This is a genomic window from Rhodanobacter sp. UC4448_H15 (assembly GCF_052978265.1).
Genome location: NZ_CM129665.1, coordinates 2,654,581 through 2,672,693, shown reverse-complemented (window position 1 = coordinate 2,672,693; position 18,113 = coordinate 2,654,581). Strand labels below are relative to the sequence as shown.

Here is an 18,113-nt window from a genome sequence, read left to right as displayed (position 1 = left end):
ATGAAACCCGCTCCGGCATGGCCGTCAGGCCTTGGCGATGCTCCACCGCGTGCCCTGTGCACCATCCTCGATCACCACGCCCATCGCAGCAAGCTCGTCGCGGATCGCGTCGGCGCGGGCGAAATCGCGGGCGCTGCGGGCGACGCGACGCGCTTCCAGCAAGGCCTCGACTTGCGCGGCATCCACGTGCACGCCGCCGGAGTGCTTGAACCATGCTTCCGGGTCCTGCTGCAGCAGGCCGAGCAGGGCGCCGCCGCCGAGCAGATCGGCCTTGGCCGCGGGCGTGCCGTATTGACGCGCGGCGTCTGCAAGCACGGCCAGTTCGGCCAGCGCCAGGGGCGTGTTGAGGTCGTCGCAAAGCGCCGCCTCGACGGCGGCCGGCACGGGCAGCCGCGATGCGTCGATCGCCACGTCGGCAAGGTCGCGCAGCACCCGGTACCAGCCGTCCAGCGTGCTGACCGACTGCTGGATGGCGCCGTCGGACCAGTCCAGCGGCTGCCGGTAGTGGCCGCTGAGCAGGCGCAGGCGCAGCGCCTCGGGCGGGTGGAGTTTCAGCAGCTCGTGCACCAGCAGCACGTTGCCCAGCGACTTGGACATCTTGCGGCCGTCGAAGGTGAGCATGCCGTTGTGCATCCACCAGCGCGCGAAGGTCTTGCCGCCGTGCGCGCAGGTGGATTGCGCGATCTCGTTCTCGTGATGCGGGAACAGCAGGTCGACGCCGCCGGCGTGGATGTCGATGGTCTCGCCCAGTTGCGCGGCGCACATCGCCGAGCACTCGATGTGCCAGCCGGGGCGACCGCGCCCCCACGGGCTGTCCCAGCCGGCCAGTTCGGGCGTGGAGGGCTTCCACAGCACGAAATCGGTGGGGTTCTTCTTGTATGGCGCGATTTCCACGCGTGCGCCGGCGATCAACTCTTCGGTGTCGCGGCCGGAGAGCGCGCCGTAGTCGGGGTACGAGCCGACGTCGAACAGTACATGGCCTTCGGCCGCGTACGCGTGGCCGCCGGCGATCAGCGCCTCGTTCATGGCGATGATCGCGCCGATGTGCGCGGTGGCGTGCGGCTCCAGGTCTGGCGGCGCAATGCCCAGCCCGGCCATGTCCTCGCGATAGGCGCGCGCGTAGCGCTCGGTGATGATCGAGATCGGCACGCCTTCGGCCAATGCCGCGGCATTGATCTTGTCCTCGACGTCGGTGATGTTGCGGGCATACACCACCTGCGGGTAGTGCCGCCGCAGCAGCCGCGCCAGCACGTCGAACACCACCGGCCCGCGCGCGTTGCCGATGTGCACGTAGTTGTAGACCGTCGGTCCGCACAGGTACATCGTGACGCGCGCGGGATCCAGCGGAACAAACGGTTCGGTGCGGCGCGTCAGGCTGTTGTAGAGCGAAATCGGCATCGGTCACATCCGCGAGGGAGTCGGCGGTCGGGCGGGGCAGGTTGCGCATCTTAACAAGCGACGATGCCGCTCGTGCCCGGCGGATCGCCCGCTCCTGGCCGGACCCGGCGATCCGTGATGCCGTCGGCCTTGCGGCAAACGGTCGCCACGGCTGAACAGGCCGGTCCGGCCTAAGCGTGTATTCATAGTGAATTTGCTGCAATGCTGCCAGTCCGCGCGTGGCGTGGAACGTGCATCACGGGAGCAGGTCATGGTCAAGCTATGGGTTTCCGCGTTGGTGCTGGCCATGATGGCAGCCGGCGCGCACGCGCAGAATGCGCCGTACCCCAACGATGACGGCAATGCCCACTACGGCTGGGCCGACGTGCTGCGCGCCGACCCGGTGCATGGCGTGACGCGCACCAACGTGCCGCGGCAGGAGTGCTACGACCAGCAGGTGGTGCGCCACGAGGGCGGCAACAGCACCGCCGGCACGGTGCTGGGCGCGGTGATCGGTGGCGTGCTGGGCAACACCGTGGGCAAGGGCGACGGGCGCAAGGCGGCGACGGTCGCCGGTGCCGTGGCCGGTGGCGCGATCGGCAACCGCAGCACGCGCGGTCGCGATTACGAGAGCACGCAGACCCAGTGCCGCGAGGTGAACACGGTCAGCGAGCAGCGCCGGATCATCGGCTACGACGTGGAATATCGCTATCGCGGCGAGGTCTACATGTCGCGGCTGGACTACGATCCGGGCGAGCGCCTGCGCGTGCGGGTTTCCGTCACCCCGGTGGATTGATCCCGACTTCCGCTCATCCATCCCGCCGCCCCTCTCGGGCGGCGATTTTTTTCAGACGCCGATACTTGCCGGACAGGCACTGACCTGGCGCAGATTTTTGTTGCATGGCAGCGAAATTCTCGCCATGATAGCCGCCGACCACCCGGAACATCGCATGTCTTCAGCCGTCTATACCGCCACCGTACTTACCAGCGCCCGCGCGGCCGCTGGCATGACGTCGCGTGCGCGCCGACCGATGACTCGACATCCGGCCGGGTAGGCAGTCGCACGCGTTTCTTGTGCATCGACGACAAACCCGGCCCTTGTGCCGGGTTTTTTGTGTTTATTTCACGCGGATCCATCCGCAACACCCCGGCCATCCATGGCCGGACTCTTCAATAAGGCATCGACTTCATGACCATTCGGCATTTCTTGACCACCCAGGATTACAGCCGCGCCGAGATCGACGCGCTGCTGGAACAGGCCTCCGCGTTCAAGCGCTCGCCGCGCGGCCAGCAGCTCGCCGGCAAGTCGATCGCATTGCTGTTCTTCAATCCCTCGATGCGCACCCGCACCAGCTTCGAGCTGGGCGCGTTCCAGTTGGGTGGCCACGCGATCGTGCTGGCGCCGGGCAAGGACGCGTGGCCGATCGAGTTCGAGGTTGGCAGCGTGATGGACGGCGATACCGAGGAGCACATCGCCGAGGTGGCGCGGGTGCTGTCGCGTTACGTCGACCTGATCGCGGTGCGCGCGTTCCCGAAATTCCAGGACTGGGCGGTGGATCGCCAGAACAAGGTGATCAAGGCGTTTGCGCACTACGCCACGGTGCCGGTGATCAACATGGAGACGATCACCCATCCCTGCCAAGAACTGGCCCACGCGCTTGCGCTGAAGGAGCACCTGGGCGACCTGCAGAACAGGAAGTACGTGCTGACCTGGACCTATCACCCGAAGCCGCTGAACACCGCGGTGGCGAATTCGGCGCTGCTGATCGCGACCAAGCTGGGCATGGACGTGACCCTGCTTTGCCCGACGCCCGACTACGTGCTGGACGAGCGCTACATGGCGTTTGGCCGTCTGAACGCCGAACAGAACGGCGGCTCGCTGAAGGTCAGCCATGACATCGAGGAAGCCTACACCGGGGCCGACGTGGTCTACGCCAAGAGCTGGGGCGCGCTGCCGTTCTTCGGTCGCTGGGAAGAGGAGAAGCCTGTGCGCGAAGCGAACAGGCACTTCATCGTCGACGAGGCGAAGATGGCGCTCACCAACCACGGCCTGTTCAGCCACTGCCTGCCGCTGCGCCGGAACATCAAGGCCACCGACGCGGTGATGGATTCGCCCGCCTGCATCGCCATCGACGAGGCCGAGAACCGCCTGCACGTGCAGAAGGCGGTGATGGCGTCGTTGATCGGCCAGGGTTGAGCCGCCATGTATACGCCGAAGCATTTTGTGGAAAGCCGCGTCGAATCCCTGCACGGGCTGATTCGCGCATACCCGTTCGCCACGCTGGTGACCCGCGCGGCCGACGGATTGACGGCCAATCACCTGCCGTTCGAACTCGTCGGCGAGGTGCTGCACGGCCATGTCGCCCGCGGCAACGAGTTGGCGCGACTGGACGGCGCCGAGGTGCTGCTGGTGTTCCAGGGTCCGGACGGCTACATCAGCCCGAACTGGTATCCCAGCAAGCACGAGACCGGGCGCGAGGTGCCGACCTGGAACTACGCGGTGGTGCACGTGCACGGCCGGCTGCGCGTGATCGACGACGCGACGTGGCTGCGTCGTCTGCTGGAAACCTTGACCGATCACCATGAAGCGGGCCAGCCGCAGCCATGGAAGATCAGCGACGCGCCGGACGACCATATCGAGACCTCGCTGCGCGCGATCGTCGGCCTCGAAGTCTCGATCGATCGCATCGAAGGCAAGTTCAAGCTGAGCCAGAACCATCCCGCGCGCAACCGTGCGGGCGTGATCGCCGGGCTGCGCGAGCGCGACGGCGATAGCGACGCGGAACTGGCCGCATGGATGTCCCGACAAGAGGAATCGAAACCGTGAACCATCAGCATCACTATCGCGTTGCCGTGGAATGGACGGGCAACCTCGGCAGCGGCACGGACGGCTACCGCAACTACAGCCGCGACCACGTCATCCGCATCGACGGCAAGCCGGCGATCGCCGGTTCGTCCGACCCCACCTTCCGCGGCGATGCCGCGAAGCACAATCCCGAGGACATGCTGGTCACGGCATTGTCGACCTGCCACATGCTGTCGTATCTGCACATGGCCACCGTGGCCGGCGTGGTGGTGACGGCGTACAGCGACGCTGCCGAAGGCACGATGGCCACCGAAGGCGATGGCGGCCGTTTCGTCGAAGTGGTGCTGCGCCCCACGGTGACCATCACTGCCGCCAGCGACCCGGCCAAGGCCGAGGCCGCGCACGAGGCGGCGCATCACGCCTGCTTCATCGCCAATTCCGTGAATTTCCCGGTGCGCTGCGAGCCGCGCGTCGTCGTCGAATCCGCCTGACCACCCTTCTTTCCAGGATCTGCAAGCCATGAGCAAAGACATCGTCCTCGCCTTTTCCGGCGGCCTCGACACCAGCTTCTGCGTGCCTTACCTGCAGGAGCGTGGCTGGGCCGTGCACACCGTGTTTGCCGATACCGGTGGTGTCGACGCCGAAGAGCGCGCCTTCATCGAGAACCGCGCGAAGGAGCTGGGCGTGGCCAGCCACGTCACGGTCGATGGCGGCCCGGCGATCTGGGCGGGCTTCGTCAAGCCGTTCGTGTGGGCGGGCGAGGGTTACCAGGGCCAGTACCCGCTGCTGGTGTCCGACCGCTACCTGATCGTCGAGGCCGCGCTGAAGCGCGCCGCCGAACTGGGCACGAAGGCGATCGCGCATGGCTGCACCGGCATGGGCAACGACCAGGTGCGTTTCGACCTGGCGGTGAAGGCGCTGGGCGACTACCAGATCGTGGCGCCGATCCGCGAGATCCAGAAGGAACACACGCAGACGCGCGCCTACGAGCAGAAGTACCTGGAAGACCGCGGCTTCGGCGTGCGCGCCAAGCAGCAGGCGTACACCATCAACGAGAACCTGCTCGGCCTGACCATGTCCGGCGGCGAGATCGACCGGTGGCAGGCGCCCGGCGCCGGCGCGGTGGGCTGGTGCAAGCCGCGCGCCGAATGGCCGTCCAAACCGCTGCGGGTGAAGATCGGCTTCGTCAACGGCGAGGCGGTGACGCTGGACGGCGAGGCGATTGCAGGGCACGCCATGCTGGCGAAGCTCAACGGCCTGTTTGCGCAGTACGGCGTGGGCCGCGGCCTGTACACCGGCGACACCACGATCGGCCTGAAGGGCCGCATCATCTTCGAGGCGCCGGGCCTGACCGCGCTGCTCGCCGCGCACCGCGCGCTGGAGGAAGCCGTGCTCAGCAAGCAGCAGAACCGCTTCAAGCCGGAAGTGGCGCGCAAGTGGGTGGAGCTGGTCTACGAGGGCTTCTTCCACGACCCGCTGAAGACCGACCTGGAGGCGTTCCTGGCGTCCAGCCAGTCCACCGTCAACGGCACGGTGACGCTGGAGACGAACGGCGGCAGCGTCGGCGCGGTGGCGGTGGAGTCGAATCACATCCTCAACGCCAAGGGCGCCACCTATGCGCAGTCGGCCGACTGGGGCGTGGAGGAGGCCGAGGGTTTCATCAAGCTGTTCGGCATGAGCAGCACGCTGTGGGCCGAGGTCAATCGCGGATGAGCGCCTTGCTCGATGCCACGCTGAAGCACCTGGCGGCGCTGGTCGGTTTCGACACGCGCAACCCGCCGCGCGCGATCGATACCGGCGGCATCTTCGACTACCTGCGCGCGCAGCTGCCCGGCTTCGACGTGACGGTGAACGACTTCGGTGCCGGCGCGGTGGCCCTGCACGCGGTGCGCGGCGAGCCGAAGGTCCTGTTCAACGTGCACCTGGACACCGTGCCGGACTCGCCGGCGTGGACGGCCGATCCGCACGCGTTGCGGGTCACTGCCGATCGCGCGATCGGCCTGGGCGCGTGCGACATCAAGGGGGCGGCGGCGGCGCTGCTGGCGGTGGCGAATGCCAGTCACGGCGACCTGGCTCTGCTGTTCACCACCGACGAGGAGGCGAACGACGCGCGCTGCATCGCCGGCTTCCTGCGCGAACCGCATGCCTACGACGCGGTGATCGTGGCCGAACCCACGAAGGGCGAGGCGGTGCTGGCGCATCGCGGCATCCAGTCGGTGCTGATGCGCTTCGCCGGCCAGGCCGGGCATGCCTCGGGCGAGCAGAAGCCGGGCGACAGCGCGCTGCACCAAGCCGTGCGCTGGGGCAACGCGGCGCTGGATTTCGTGGCGGCGCAGTCGCACGAGCGCTTCGGCGGCCTCACCGGCCTGCGTTTCAACATTGGCCGCATCGAGGGCGGCATCAAGGCGAACATGATCGCGCCGACGGCGGAAGTGCGCTTCGGCTTTCGCGCCTTGCCCACGATGAATCCGGATCACCTGCTGATCCGATTCCGCAATCTGGTGGAACCGCCGCCGGTGGAGTTCGCCGAGACTTTTCGTGGCGCCTCGCTGCCGGCCGGCGATACCGCCAACGCCGAGGCGAACCGGCTGGTCGCGCGCGACGTGGCCGACGAGCTGGGCATCCCGGTTGGCAACGCGGTGGACTTCTGGACCGAAGCGGCGCTGTTCTCCGCCGCAGGCTATACCGCCTTCGTCTACGGCCCCGGCGACATCGCCCAGGCGCACAGCGCCGACGAGTGGGTCGCGCTGGATCAACTCGAACACTATGCGCAAACGGTTTATCGAATCGTTGAGAAGTCCGGCCAGGGACGGCCGGTTTTTGACCCCCGCGATCATGGATGAGCGCAAGGAACAAACAATGGACACGGCTAGGCACAACACCCGCAAGACCATCGTGCGCCTGCTCTCCAGCATGGGCAGCGCGAAGGAAATCCAACAGTACCTGAAGCGCTTCTCCGAGGTGGACGCCAAGCGCTTTGCCGTGGTGAAGGTCGGCGGCGCGGTGCTGCGCGACGAGCTGGCCGATCTGGCCTCGTCGCTGACTTTCCTGCAGCAGGTGGGGTTGACCCCGATCGTGCTGCACGGCGCCGGTCCGCAGTTGGACGAGGAACTGGCTGCCGCCGGCATCGAGAAGCACACCATCGACGGTCTGCGCGTGACCTCGCCCAAGGCGCTCGGCATCGTGCGCCGCGTGTTCCAGCAGCAGAACCTGAAACTGGTCGAGGCACTGCAGTCGATGGATACGCGCGCCACCTCGGTGGCGACGGGCGTGTTCATGGCCGACTACCTGGACCGCGATACCTACGGTCTGGTCGGCAAGGTCCGCAGCATCAACCTGGCGCCGATCGAGGCCAGCCTGCGCGCGAACTCCATCCCGGTGATCGCCAGCCTGGGCGAAACCGACGAAGGGCAGATCCTCAACGTCAACGCCGACTTCGCCGCGAACGAACTGGTGCGCGTGCTGCAGCCGTACAAGATCGTGTTCCTCACCGGCACGGGAGGCCTGCTCGACGAGCACGGCAAAGTGATCGATTCGATCAATCTGAGCACCGAGTTCGATCACTTGATGGCGCAGCCTTGGATCAACGGTGGCATGCGCCTGAAGATCGAGCAGATCGCCGACCTGCTGGCCGACCTGCCGCTGACCTCGTCGGTGTCGATCACCCGCCCGTCCGAACTGGCCAAGGAGCTGTTCACCCACAAGGGTTCCGGCACCCTCGTGCGACGCGGCGAGAAGGTGCTGCGCTTCGACTCCTGGGACGGCGTGGACCGCGCGCGCATGCGCACGCTGATCGAGTCCAGCTTCGGCCGCCGCCTGGTGCCGGACTACTTCGAGCGCACGCGGCCGTTCCGCATCTACGTCAGCGAGAACTACCGTGCCGCCATGATCCTGGTCGAGGAGGTCGGCTTGCCGTATCTCGACAAGTTCGCCGTGCTCGACGACGCGCAGGGCGAAGGTCTCGGCCGCGCGGTGTGGCAGGTGATGCGCGAAGAGAATCCGCGGCTGTTCTGGCGTTCGCGCCACCACAATCAGGTCAACATCTTCTACTACGCCGAGTCGGACGGCTGCATCAAACAGCCGCGCTGGAAGGTGTTCTGGTACGGCATCGACAATCTCGACACGATTTCCCGCTGCGTGGCGCATTGCGCGCAACGCCGGCCGACACTGGTGGATTGAGTCATGGACACGAACAGGAAAACGGTAGGCATCGTCGGCGCGCGTGGCCACACCGGCATGGAACTGATCCGCTTGATCGCGGCGCACCCGCTTCTGCAACTGGCCTTCGTTTCCTCGCGTGAGCTGGACGGCCAGCGAGTGGCCGATCACGTCGACGGTTTCGCCGGCGAACTGCGCTACGCCAGCCTGGACCCGGCCGCGGTGGTGGCGCAGGGCGCCGACGTGGTGATCCTGGCGCTGCCGAACGGCAAGGCGGCGCCGTTCGTCGAGGCGATCGACGCGGCGAAGCCGGACACGTTGATCCTCGACCTTTCCGCCGACTACCGCTTCGATCCGTCGTGGTACTACGGCCTGCCGGAACTCACCCGCGACAAGTGGCGGGGCGAGAAGCGCATCAGCAACCCCGGCTGTTACGCCACAGCCATGCAGCTCTCCATCGCGCCGCTGAAGGACCTGCTGGCCGCGCCACCGGTGTGCTTCGGCGTCTCCGGCTACTCCGGCGCCGGTACCACGCCGTCGGACAAGAACGATCCGGGCAAGCTGCGCGACAACCTGATGCCGTACGCGCTCACCGGCCACATGCACGAGAAGGAAGCCTCGTTCCGGCTCGGCGTGCCAGTGGAGTTCATGCCGCACGTGGCGCCGCACTTCCGCGGGCTCACCGTCACCACCAACCTGTATCTCACCCGCCCGCTGAAACGCGATGACGTGCTGCAGCGTTTCCATGCCGCCTACGACAGCGAGAAGCTGGCCGTCGTGACCGACGAGGCGCCGTGGGTCAGCCGCATCGCGCACCGCCACCATGCCGAGGTCGGCGGCTTCGCGGTATCGGCCGACGGCAAGCGCGTGGTGATCGTGGCCACGCTGGACAACCTGCTGAAAGGCGCCGCGACGCAGGCGATGCAGAACATCAACCGCGCGCTCGGCGTGGACGAATACACCGCGATTCCAGTGGAGCAGGAGTGAGGGAAGAGGAGTGAGGAGTGAGAGAAAAGCTCACACTCCCGGCGCTCCCGCCCCCTCTGCTCTTGATCTCTCTCACTCCTCACTCCTCTCAACTCACTTCTGGCTCCCATGACCCAACCCCTCTGGCAAAAAGCCGGCATCCGGATCGACGCGAAGATCATGCAGTTCCTCGCCGGCGACGACGTGCTGCTGGACCGCGAGTTCTTCCTGCACGACATCGCCGCCAGCAAGGCGCACGTGGAAGGGCTGGCCAACATCGGCGTGGTCAACGCCGACGAAGCCGCCGCGCTGAAGCGCGAACTGGATGCGCTGGCCGGTGACTTCACCAGCGGCGCCTTTGTGCTGGACGAGCGCTACGAGGACGGCCATTCGGCGATCGAGGCCCGCCTCACCGAACGCCTCGGCGACGCCGGCCGCCGCGTGCACACCGGGCGCAGCCGCAACGACCAGATCCTGGTCGCCACCCGGCTGTGGCTGAAGGACAAGCTGGCCGCGCTGGAGGCGCATTGCCGTGCGATCGCCGAGGCCTGCCTTGAGCGCGCGTCGCAAGAAGCCGTGCCGATGCCCGGCTACACCCACCTGCAGCGTGCGGTGGTGTCGTCCACCGCGATGTGGTTTGCCGGCTTCGCCGAGGGCTTCATCGACAATGCGCTGCGCGCGCGGCAGACGATGACGCTGATCGACGCGAACCCGCTCGGCACCGCCGCCGGCTACGGCGTGAACATGAAACTCGATCGCGAGTACACCACCCGGGCGCTCGGCTTCGCGCGCATGCAGATATCGCCGATCTACGCGCAGCTGTCGCGCGGCAAGTTCGAGATGGCCGCGCTGGAGGCGATCGGCGGTGCGCTGCTCGACCTGCGAAGGATGGCGTGGGACCTGTCGCTGTTCACCACCGCCGAATTCGACTTCGTCAAATTGCCGGCCGAGTACACCACCGGCAGCTCGATCATGCCGAACAAGCGCAACCCCGACGTGATCGAACTGCTGCGCGCCAGCTACGCCAGCGTGGCCGCCGCGCGCACCGAGATCGAACAGCTGCTGTCGCTGCCGTCCGGCTACCAGCGCGACCTGCAGTTCTCCAAGGGCTCGATCTTCCATGGCGTGCGCCATGGCCTGATGGCGCTGGAACTGGTACCCGACCTGCTGGCGCGGTTCGCGTGGAACGAAGCCGCGATGCGCGCGGCGATCGAGCCGGCGATGTACGCCACCGACGTGGCGATCGAGCAGGCCGCCGCCGGCGTGCCGTTCCGCGACGCGTATCGCGCGGCGGCGGAAACCGCGGCATCCGCGGGGCAGGGGCGCACGCCCGAAGGCAGCCTCGCCGCGCGCGTCTCGCCGGGCGCCGGCAACGACCTGCGACTGGATGAACTGCACGCGCGATTGCGTGCGCTCGACGACTGAAGCGGAGGCACGGGCATGGCGGCGATCGACACGGGGAACACGCACACCGGCCTGCCCGCGCAGGCATTGCCCTCCTGGCGCCGCGCCGTGCTGAAAGTGGGCAGCAACCTGCTTGCCGCCGACGGCGGCGGCCTCACCCCGCGTCATGCCGAAGCGCTGGCCGGTTTCGTTGCCGCCAGCCATGCCGAAGGCCGAGAAGTGGTACTGGTGTCCTCCGGCGCGGTGGCGGCCGGGCGCGCGCTGCTGCGCCAGCATGCGCGCGACATCGGCGGCCTCGCCGCGCGGCAGGCGCTGGCCGCGCTGGGGCAGGCGCCGATGGTCGCGCTGTGGCAATCGCTGTCCGCGCGGCCGGTGGCGCAGGTGCTGCTGACCCACGACGACCTGCGCAACCGCCGCCGCTACCTCAACGCGCGCGCCACGTTGCGCGAGTTGCTGCAGCTCGGCGTGCTGCCGGTGGTCAACGAGAACGACACCGTGTCGGTGGATGAACTGAAGCTCGGCGACAACGACAACCTTGCCGCCATCGTGGCCGCGCTGGTCGACGCCGACCTGCTGCTGATCGCCTCCGACGTCGATGCGCTGTACAGCGCCGACCCGCGGCGCGATCCCGCGGCCGTGCCGATCGCGCAGGTGGCCGCGCTGACCCCGGAGATCGTCGCGATGGCCGGCGACAGCGGCAGCGCGGCCGGCACCGGCGGCATGCGCACCAAGCTGCAGGCCGCGGCGAAAGCTGCCGCCGCCGGCATCCCCACGGCCTTGTTCAGCGGGCGCGAGGCGGCCACCGTGCAGGCACTGCAGCGCGGGCAGTTGCGCGGCACGCTGATCGCCGCGGCTTCAACGCGACTGCAGGCGCGCAAGTACTGGCTGCGCCACGCACCCGCCGCGCCGGGCCGCATCCGTATCGACGCCGGTGCGGTGAAGGCGCTGGCCGGCGGGCGCGTCTCGCTGCTGCCGGGTGGCGTGCTTGGCGCCGACGGCGAGTTCCACCGCGGCGACCTGGTGGAGATCGTCGACGCGGACGGTGCCGCCGTCGCGCGCGGACTCAGCCAGTACGGCGCCGCCGAAGTGCGCCGTCTGGCCGGCCGGCACAGCCGCGAGATCGACGGCGTGCTCGGCTACAGCTACGGCGACGAGGTGGTGCATCGCGACGACCTCGTCGGCATGAGTCGCCCGGTTGCGTCCGGGCAGGAGATCAGCACATGAGCACGATCCGCGAACAGGCCCTGGCTTGCCGTGACGCCGCCCAAGTCGTTGCGGCGCTGGGCAGCGAGGCGAAGCGCGCGCTGCTGCGCGACATGGCTGCGGCGCTGGAAGCGCAGTCCGCCGCGGTGCTGGCCGCCAACGCCGAAGACATGCGCCAGACCGCGGCGAAAGGCGTGCAGGGCGCCATGCTCGACCGCCTGCGGCTGGACCAGGCACGCGTGGCCGGCATCGCCAACGCGCTGCGCGACGTCGCCGAGCTGCCCGATCCGGTCGGCGTGACGACGCGCCGCGAGACACGGCCGAACGGGCTGTCGGTGGAGCGCGTGCGCATCCCGCTCGGCGTGATCGCGATGATCTACGAGGCGCGTCCGAACGTCACCGCCGACGCCGCCGCGCTGTGCCTGATGGCCGGCAACGCGGTGATCCTGCGCGGCGGCTCCGAGGCGATCCATTCCAACACCGCGATCGCCGCGGCGCTGAAGTCGGCACTGGAGGCGCACGGCGTGCCGACCGCCGCCGTGACCCTCGTCGACGACCTGCGCCGCGAGACGATGGTCGAACTGCTGCAGCTGGTCGACATCGTCGACCTGGCCATCCCGCGCGGCGGCGAAGGCCTGATCCGTTTCGTCGCCGAACACGCGCGCGTGCCGGTGATCAAGCACTACAAGGGCGTCTGTCACCTGTACGTGGATCGCGCCGCCGACCTCGACCTGGCGTTGGACCTGCTGCTCGACGGCAAGACCTCGCGCCCCGGCGTGTGCAACGCGCTGGAGACGTTGCTGGTGCATCGCGACGTCGCCGAAGCGTTCTTGCCACGCGCAACGCAGGCACTGTGCGAGCGCGGCGTCGAGCTGCGCGGCGACGAGCGCAGCCGCGCCCTGGTGCCCGACATGCGCGCGGCGACCGACGACGACTACGCCGCCGAGTTCCTCGACCTGATCCTCGCCGTGCGCGTGGTGGACGACCTCGACGACGCCATCGCCCACATCCGCCGCTACGGCTCCGACCACACCGAAGTCATCGCCACCGCCGACGAAACCGCCGCGCAACGCTTCGTGCAGGCGATCCGTTCCGCCGTGGTGATGGTCAACGCCTCCTCCCGTTTCAGCGACGGCGGTGAACTCGGCCTCGGCGCCGAGATCGGCATCTCCACCACGCGGCTACACGCCTACGGGCCGATGGGCGCCGAGGCGCTGACCATCGAACGCTTCGTGCTGCGCGGCGACGGCCAGGTGCGGCACGCCGAAAGCCGCCGGTGAAGGCGCGCATCGTGCGCCTCAGCCCCGCACGAAGGCGCGCCGCCAGTGCCGCAGTGCACCGGCCGCCACCAGCAGCCAGGCCAGCAGGCTGATGTAGACGCCGAGGTCGGACACCGGCTGCAGCAGATCCAGGTCCAGTGCCTGTGCCAGCGCATTCGTGCCGACCGTGTACATGCCCAGCGGAAACACGATGTCCCAGTCGTCCACCGCGTAGCGCAGGCGCACGTGGCGCATGCCGTGGCGCCACAGCTCGAGGATCGCCAGCAGCGGAATCCACCAGGTGGCGCTGGCCCAGAAGAACAGGGTGAAGCCCTTGACGAAGGGCACCAGCGCACCGAGCGACGGTTGCGCCGGCGCATGCAGCACCAGCAGGCTGCCGGCCAGCGTGGTGATCGCCAGCGCGCCCATGTTGATCCAGTACGGCGGCGTGAAGCCGCTGGCCGGCAGCGGCAGGAACAGCAGGCGGTAGAAGATCAGCGTGATCAGGATCAGGTACAGCGCCGCACCGACCAGGTACAGGCACAGCGCGGCGAACAGCCAGCCGAGCATGGGCGCCGCATGACCGTGCGCCACCAGCAGGGTGAGCGCCACTGCCAGCGCCTGCGTCGACACCACCGCCACCAGCCAGCCGCCATTGATGCTGCGCCGGAAGCCGGGCTTGCGCTGGCCGGTGATCACGGCGAGCAGCAGCAAGTACGACAGGCAGCCCCAGCCGACCGCGCCGAGCACGGTCAACGCGACGGCCCAATGCGGCAGCGGAACCACCAGCACGCACTGGCTGGCCAGCACACCGCTGGCCGCGACGAAGGTGAGAAAGCCCGCGCCCCGCGCCGGGTTGGTGAAGTCGTCCAGCACCTCGCGCCGGGCATGCACGAGGCGCAGCGCGTTCAGCGCCAGCAGCAGCACGAAGGCCACCGCGTTCAGCACGAACAGCGCACGTGCCAGCACGGGCATGCCGTGCTGGCCGGCATCGATGGAGACGATGCCGGTGGCCATCACCAGCGCGAACGCGCCGGGGTCCAGCTTGCGGATGCTCGATGGAAGGGTGCGGCTCGGCATCATCGTCCTGGCTCCGGCGAGCGGCCGTCCGGGTGACGGCCGGCGGGCGATCCATCCTTGGATTCGCCGTGGTTTGCGCCGGTCAGCTCGACGGGGTCAGCAAACGGGTCAGCTGGTCGAGTTGGGCGCGGTAGTGGTCAAGCACCTGCGCAGTGATCGTTGCATAGCGGTTCGCCTCGTCCCAGCGCCGTGCCTCGATCGCCTCACGCACGCCGGGAACCGTCTTGACGCCGTAGCCGGTGAGCATGCCTGGGGCGTAGATGAAGTGCCGGAACCACGGCCGGCCGGGCAGGCCGTCGGCATCGGTCAGCGCCTGTTCCATCCGGCCCATCTGCCGGTTGATCTGGCGCAGCCGCGCGGCGGGCAGGGCAAAGCCGTCGGCGGCCTGCCGCGCGTAGGCGGCCTGGAACGCCTGCGCGCTCTGCTCCAGCTGGCTGGCGGCGCGGTCCAGCGGGGCCAGCTCGATCGCCGGCACATCGGAGTCGCGCGCCGGCGGCAGCAGCGGCCGGGTCGGGTCGCTGTCCAGCGCGTAGGCATGCGCGTCGAGCAACTGGTGCTGTTGCGCCGTTGCCTTGCGCGTCTTCTCGATCAGCTTGTGCAGTTCGCCGACGTAGCGGCCCAGGGTCTGGCTGAAATCGCCGAAGCGCAGCGGCAGCACATCGGCATCGGCGCTGCGCAACACGATGTGGCCGGCCACCTTGGCCAGCGCCACGCCGTACTCGAAGGTGGGATCGCCGAAGCGGGCGTAATGGTCGAACGAGTCGTAGCGCGAGTGATAGATGCCGGCATTGTCGTCCTCGCCGCCGAAGCCCAGGTCGAGCGAGGCGATGCCGAGATGTTCCAGGAACGGGCTGTAATCGGAGCCGGAGCCCAGTGCCTCGATCGGCAAATCGCCGCCGCTGGCTGCCGCCTTGGCATTGGCCTTGGCTTCGGGTTTCGCCTTGGGATCGCTGCCTTCGATCATCAGGTGCGCCCGCCAGCGCTTGCCCACGCTCACGCGGGTTTCCGGATCGGTCACGCCGTCGGCGACCTGGTTGACCAGATGCTGCAGCGAATGGCTGCCGCCGGCGCCGAGGAAGCCGCGGCCGTTGGTATCCGAGTTGATGTAGAGCACGGCCTTGGCCTGCAGCTCCTTCGCGTGCGCCTCGGCCCATTCGGTGGAACCGAGCAGGCCCGGTTCCTCGCCGTCCCAGCTGGCGTAGACCAGGGTGCGCTGCGGCCGCCAACCCTGCTTGAGCAGGCCGCCGATGGCCTTGGCCTCGGCCATCAGGGCTACGTTGCCGGCCAGCGGGTCCCATGCGCCGAACACCCAGCCGTCGTGGTGGTTGCCGCGGATGATCCACTGGTCCGGCGCGCGGGCGCCCTCGATCTTCGCGATCACGTCGTAGATCGGCTTGCGGTTCCAGTCCGACAGCACGGTCAGGTGCGCCTTGGCCGTGCTCGGGCCCACGTGGTAGGTCAGCGGCAGTGCGCCGCGCCAGGCTGCGGGTGCCACCGGGCCGCCCAGCGACTTCAGCAGCGGCGTGGCGTCGGCGTAGGAGATCGGCAGCACCGGAATCTTCAGCAGGGTCTTCGCGTCCTTGATCGCCAGCCGCTTGGCGCCGGGCGTGGAGCCGATGCCGGGGGTCAGCGGATCGCCGGGATATTGCTGCATGTCGGCGACCGAGCCGCGCTGCACGCCTTCGGGCGGGCGCCAGCCGCCTTCGGGCCAGGTGTCGCCCTGGGCGTAGCCGTCATCGTGCGGGTCGGAGTAGATCAGGCAGCCGACCGCGCCATGCTCCTGCGCCAGCTTCGGCTTGAGCCCGCGCCAGCCGCCGCCGTAGCGGGTGATAACGATCTTGCCGCGCACGTCGATGCCGCGGCGCACCAGCTCCTTGTAGTCGTCCGGCATGCCGTAGTTGGCGTAGACCAGTGGTGCGGTGACATCGCCGTCGCCGCCGTAGACGTTGTATGGCGGCAGCGCGCCGGGCAGCGCCGAAGTGGCATCGCCGGCGACCGGCGGCTCGTGCAGGGTGGCGGTGAACGGCTGCGGCCCGAGCAGTTCCAGCGCGACTTTCTTCGGCGTCGGATACAACACCTCGAACGTCTCGATGTGCGCATCCCAGCCCCAGGCGCGGAACTTCTCCAGCATGAACTCGGCATTCGCCTTGTCGTGCGGCGAGCCGACCTGGTTCGGCGCCGATGCCATCTGCTTCAACCAGTCGCGCAGCTCGGCCGGGTCGAGCTGGGCGTCGAAACGTCGTTCCAGGTCGAGTTGGGTGGTGGCATGCGCGGGCGTGAAGCCGAGCAGGCCGGCTTGCGATGGGGCGGCGGGTTCCGCTCCGACGGCGGCGAAGGTCGCAAGCGCACACGCCGTGGCAAGCAGTACGCGCATTCTGTGGTGGGTCATGGAATCAGTTCCCCTGGTCGACGGAGGGTTGCGCCACGTCGCCGCGAACCGGCGTGGACACGGGCCCGGCAGTGGCTGCCGGGGGCTGGGAGGGCGGTGGCCGCGGGTTGCGGTCCCTGATCGTGACGTTCTGTGAAAACAGCGTGGCGTTGTTCTCGCCGCTGTAGACCACGCGGTACTTGCCGGGCCGCAGGTAGAGCTCGCTGGCGGGCGCCGCGCCGCCGCTGCGCACGCGGTCGCTGGGCACGGCGTTGAGCGGCACCGGATCGAGCACCACGCGATCGGCCGGGATGGCATCGTTGCCTTCGCTGGCGTAACGCGCCTCCACCATGCAGGGAAAATGCTGGTTGCAGCGTTCGCCATCCACGTAATACGGCTTGCGTTCGCCGCCCAGGCTGAGCCAGGTCGGGCGGCCGCGACGCATGGATGTCGGCGGGAACCACACGCTGAGGTCGTAGCCCGGCCGCAACGACCACGGTTTGCCGGCGTCGTCCACGAACACGATGGGGCCGGTCGGTTGCAACTTCTTCATGACCGGCTCGTAGTACGGATGATTGCCGCCGACATCGGGGTGGTCGTACAGCATGGTCTGCTCGACGGTGAGCGGGTCGATGTCGATCAGCCGGCGCAGGTGCTGGGCCATCGAGGCGCCGCCCAGGTAGGCGCCGGATTCCTGGATGTGCGCGTAGCCGGCGTTGACCACCACGCGCGCGTCGGGATGGTCCTTGAACACCTGCCGGTACAGGTTGCGCGCCTGCTCCGCTTCGCGTGCGTCGCCGGAGGCATCGGACAGCGCCTCGTAGCCGACCACCTTGTAGCCGAGCCGCAACGCGGTGCGCACCATTTCCGCGCAGACCGGTTCCTGCGTGTAGAAGCCGCTGTCCTTGGTCGGGTATCCCCGCGCCTGCAGCCCCTTGTCGGTCTGGTAGACCGTCTCGGCCGCGAAATAGTCGTAACCCTCGGCGCGCAGTCGCGCCAGCATCTGCACCGTCAGGCTGCGGGTGAGCGGGATGTTGTGCGCCTCGTTGAAGAACACCGCCCGGCGCCCTTTCGCCAGCCGCGCGATCGCCGTCAGGGCAGACTCGGCGTGGTGGACCCCGTCGTCCAACGGCAAGGGGCGGTCGTCGGGCAACGCTCCCTGCCTGATCGAGAAGCTGGTCGCCGCGTCCGGGTAATCGCCGATGAAGGTCTGATACCAGCTCAGGTACTGGCTGAAAATGACCTGGAAAGCAGGGTCGTTGTTGCCGACGGAGGCGTAGCGCATCACCTGGAACTGGGCCAGCAGGCCGTTGCGCTTGTCGGCGTCGCGCATGATCGCCTCGGATTCCTGCGACGCCTTGAGTTGCCTGGCCTGCCAGTGCGCCGGCGATTGCGCATGGCCGGAGCCGGGCAGGCCGGCGATCGCGGCGCAGGCGGCGGCGAACAGAATGCTGGTACAGCGCATGGAACCTCCCGTGAGTCGGTGGGTTTG

15 protein-coding genes are annotated in these 18,113 nt (G+C 68.4%); 11 read left to right on the top strand and 4 right to left on the bottom strand.

Features of this window, described 5'->3' with window-relative positions; translation table 11 throughout:
• Positions 1-24: 24 nt before the first annotated feature.
• Positions 25-1,398, bottom strand: a complete 1,374-nt coding sequence (gene cysS / locus ACVCMI_RS12225; protein ID WP_447098645.1) for a cysteine--tRNA ligase — start codon at positions 1,396-1,398, stop codon at positions 25-27.
• Between the two features lie 250 nt (positions 1,399-1,648).
• On the opposite strand from cysS, the gene ACVCMI_RS12220 reads away from it, so the two are divergent.
• The 11 genes from ACVCMI_RS12220 to ACVCMI_RS12170 all read left to right on the top strand — a co-directional run bounded on the left by ACVCMI_RS12220 (position 1,649) and on the right by ACVCMI_RS12170 (position 13,194).
• Positions 1,649-2,173 (top strand): glycine zipper 2TM domain-containing protein, encoded by a 525-nt coding sequence (locus ACVCMI_RS12220; protein WP_395119164.1) that lies wholly within the window; start codon positions 1,649-1,651, stop codon positions 2,171-2,173.
• A 393-nt stretch (positions 2,174-2,566) separates the two neighbouring features.
• Positions 2,567-3,574: an N-acetylornithine carbamoyltransferase gene (locus ACVCMI_RS12215; protein ID WP_447098646.1), complete on the top strand. Its 1,008-nt coding sequence runs from the start codon at positions 2,567-2,569 to the stop codon at positions 3,572-3,574.
• Between the two features lie 6 nt (positions 3,575-3,580).
• The gene (locus tag ACVCMI_RS12210) at positions 3,581-4,204 is read left to right on the top strand and encodes an FMN-binding negative transcriptional regulator (RefSeq protein ID WP_447098647.1); all 624 of its coding nucleotides are present in this window, start codon (positions 3,581-3,583) and stop codon (positions 4,202-4,204) included.
• A complete protein-coding gene (locus tag ACVCMI_RS12205) occupies positions 4,201-4,674 on the top strand; it encodes an OsmC family protein (protein ID WP_377306531.1) in 474 nt (157 codons plus the stop codon). The genes ACVCMI_RS12210 and ACVCMI_RS12205 overlap by 4 nt, the downstream gene beginning before the upstream one ends.
• 28 nt (positions 4,675-4,702) lie before the next feature.
• A complete protein-coding gene (locus tag ACVCMI_RS12200) occupies positions 4,703-5,896 on the top strand; it encodes an argininosuccinate synthase (RefSeq protein ID WP_447098648.1) in 1,194 nt (397 codons plus the stop codon).
• Complete coding sequence (locus ACVCMI_RS12195) at positions 5,893-7,026, top strand: acetylornithine deacetylase (protein WP_447098649.1); 1,134 nt, start codon at positions 5,893-5,895, stop codon at positions 7,024-7,026. The genes ACVCMI_RS12200 and ACVCMI_RS12195 overlap by 4 nt, the downstream gene beginning before the upstream one ends.
• A gap of 16 nt (positions 7,027-7,042) precedes the next feature.
• Complete coding sequence (locus tag ACVCMI_RS12190) at positions 7,043-8,362, top strand: acetylglutamate kinase (RefSeq protein ID WP_447098650.1); 1,320 nt, start codon at positions 7,043-7,045, stop codon at positions 8,360-8,362.
• 3 nt (positions 8,363-8,365) lie between these two features.
• Positions 8,366-9,328: an N-acetyl-gamma-glutamyl-phosphate reductase gene (gene argC / locus ACVCMI_RS12185; RefSeq protein WP_447098651.1), complete on the top strand. Its 963-nt coding sequence runs from the start codon at positions 8,366-8,368 to the stop codon at positions 9,326-9,328.
• A gap of 108 nt (positions 9,329-9,436) precedes the next feature.
• Positions 9,437-10,732, top strand: coding sequence for an argininosuccinate lyase (gene argH / locus ACVCMI_RS12180; protein WP_447098652.1), 1,296 nt, complete (start codon positions 9,437-9,439; stop codon positions 10,730-10,732).
• Positions 10,733-10,747: 15 nt separating this feature from the next.
• The gene (proB, locus tag ACVCMI_RS12175) at positions 10,748-11,935 is read left to right on the top strand and encodes a glutamate 5-kinase (protein ID WP_447098653.1); all 1,188 of its coding nucleotides are present in this window, start codon (positions 10,748-10,750) and stop codon (positions 11,933-11,935) included.
• Positions 11,932-13,194, top strand: a complete 1,263-nt coding sequence (locus ACVCMI_RS12170; RefSeq protein WP_447098654.1) for a glutamate-5-semialdehyde dehydrogenase — start codon at positions 11,932-11,934, stop codon at positions 13,192-13,194. Before proB ends, ACVCMI_RS12170 begins: the two co-directional genes overlap by 4 nt.
• Before the next feature lie 18 nt (positions 13,195-13,212).
• Here the strand turns inward: ACVCMI_RS12170 and ACVCMI_RS12165 are convergent, their stop codons facing one another.
• From ACVCMI_RS12165 to ACVCMI_RS12155, 3 genes are all read right to left on the bottom strand, one after another.
• Positions 13,213-14,256 carry a tellurite resistance/C4-dicarboxylate transporter family protein gene (locus tag ACVCMI_RS12165; protein ID WP_447098655.1) on the bottom strand — a complete coding sequence of 348 codons (1,044 nt, stop codon included), beginning with the start codon at positions 14,254-14,256 and terminating at the stop codon, positions 13,213-13,215.
• A 79-nt stretch (positions 14,257-14,335) separates the two neighbouring features.
• Positions 14,336-16,642: a transferrin receptor-like dimerization domain-containing protein gene (locus tag ACVCMI_RS12160; protein ID WP_447098656.1), complete on the bottom strand. Its 2,307-nt coding sequence runs from the start codon at positions 16,640-16,642 to the stop codon at positions 14,336-14,338.
• A 4-nt stretch (positions 16,643-16,646) separates the two neighbouring features.
• Positions 16,647-18,086, bottom strand: a complete 1,440-nt coding sequence (locus ACVCMI_RS12155) for a hypothetical protein (protein WP_447098657.1) — start codon at positions 18,084-18,086, stop codon at positions 16,647-16,649.
• Positions 18,087-18,113 lie beyond the last annotated feature (27 nt).

Coding starts and splice junctions, on each gene's coding strand:
- cysS (WP_447098645.1), bottom strand. CDS start 1,398: ATGCCGATTTCGCTCTACAACAGCCTGACGCGCCGCACCGAACCGTTT.
- ACVCMI_RS12220 (WP_395119164.1), top strand. CDS start 1,649: ATGGTCAAGCTATGGGTTTCCGCGTTGGTGCTGGCCATGATGGCAGCC.
- ACVCMI_RS12215 (WP_447098646.1), top strand. CDS start 2,567: ATGACCATTCGGCATTTCTTGACCACCCAGGATTACAGCCGCGCCGAG.
- ACVCMI_RS12210 (WP_447098647.1), top strand. CDS start 3,581: ATGTATACGCCGAAGCATTTTGTGGAAAGCCGCGTCGAATCCCTGCAC.
- ACVCMI_RS12200 (WP_447098648.1), top strand. CDS start 4,703: ATGAGCAAAGACATCGTCCTCGCCTTTTCCGGCGGCCTCGACACCAGC.
- ACVCMI_RS12195 (WP_447098649.1), top strand. CDS start 5,893: ATGAGCGCCTTGCTCGATGCCACGCTGAAGCACCTGGCGGCGCTGGTC.
- ACVCMI_RS12190 (WP_447098650.1), top strand. CDS start 7,043: ATGGACACGGCTAGGCACAACACCCGCAAGACCATCGTGCGCCTGCTC.
- argC (WP_447098651.1), top strand. CDS start 8,366: ATGGACACGAACAGGAAAACGGTAGGCATCGTCGGCGCGCGTGGCCAC.
- argH (WP_447098652.1), top strand. CDS start 9,437: ATGACCCAACCCCTCTGGCAAAAAGCCGGCATCCGGATCGACGCGAAG.
- proB (WP_447098653.1), top strand. CDS start 10,748: ATGGCGGCGATCGACACGGGGAACACGCACACCGGCCTGCCCGCGCAG.
- ACVCMI_RS12170 (WP_447098654.1), top strand. CDS start 11,932: ATGAGCACGATCCGCGAACAGGCCCTGGCTTGCCGTGACGCCGCCCAA.
- ACVCMI_RS12165 (WP_447098655.1), bottom strand. CDS start 14,256: ATGATGCCGAGCCGCACCCTTCCATCGAGCATCCGCAAGCTGGACCCC.
- ACVCMI_RS12160 (WP_447098656.1), bottom strand. CDS start 16,642: ATGACCCACCACAGAATGCGCGTACTGCTTGCCACGGCGTGTGCGCTT.
- ACVCMI_RS12155 (WP_447098657.1), bottom strand. CDS start 18,086: ATGCGCTGTACCAGCATTCTGTTCGCCGCCGCCTGCGCCGCGATCGCC.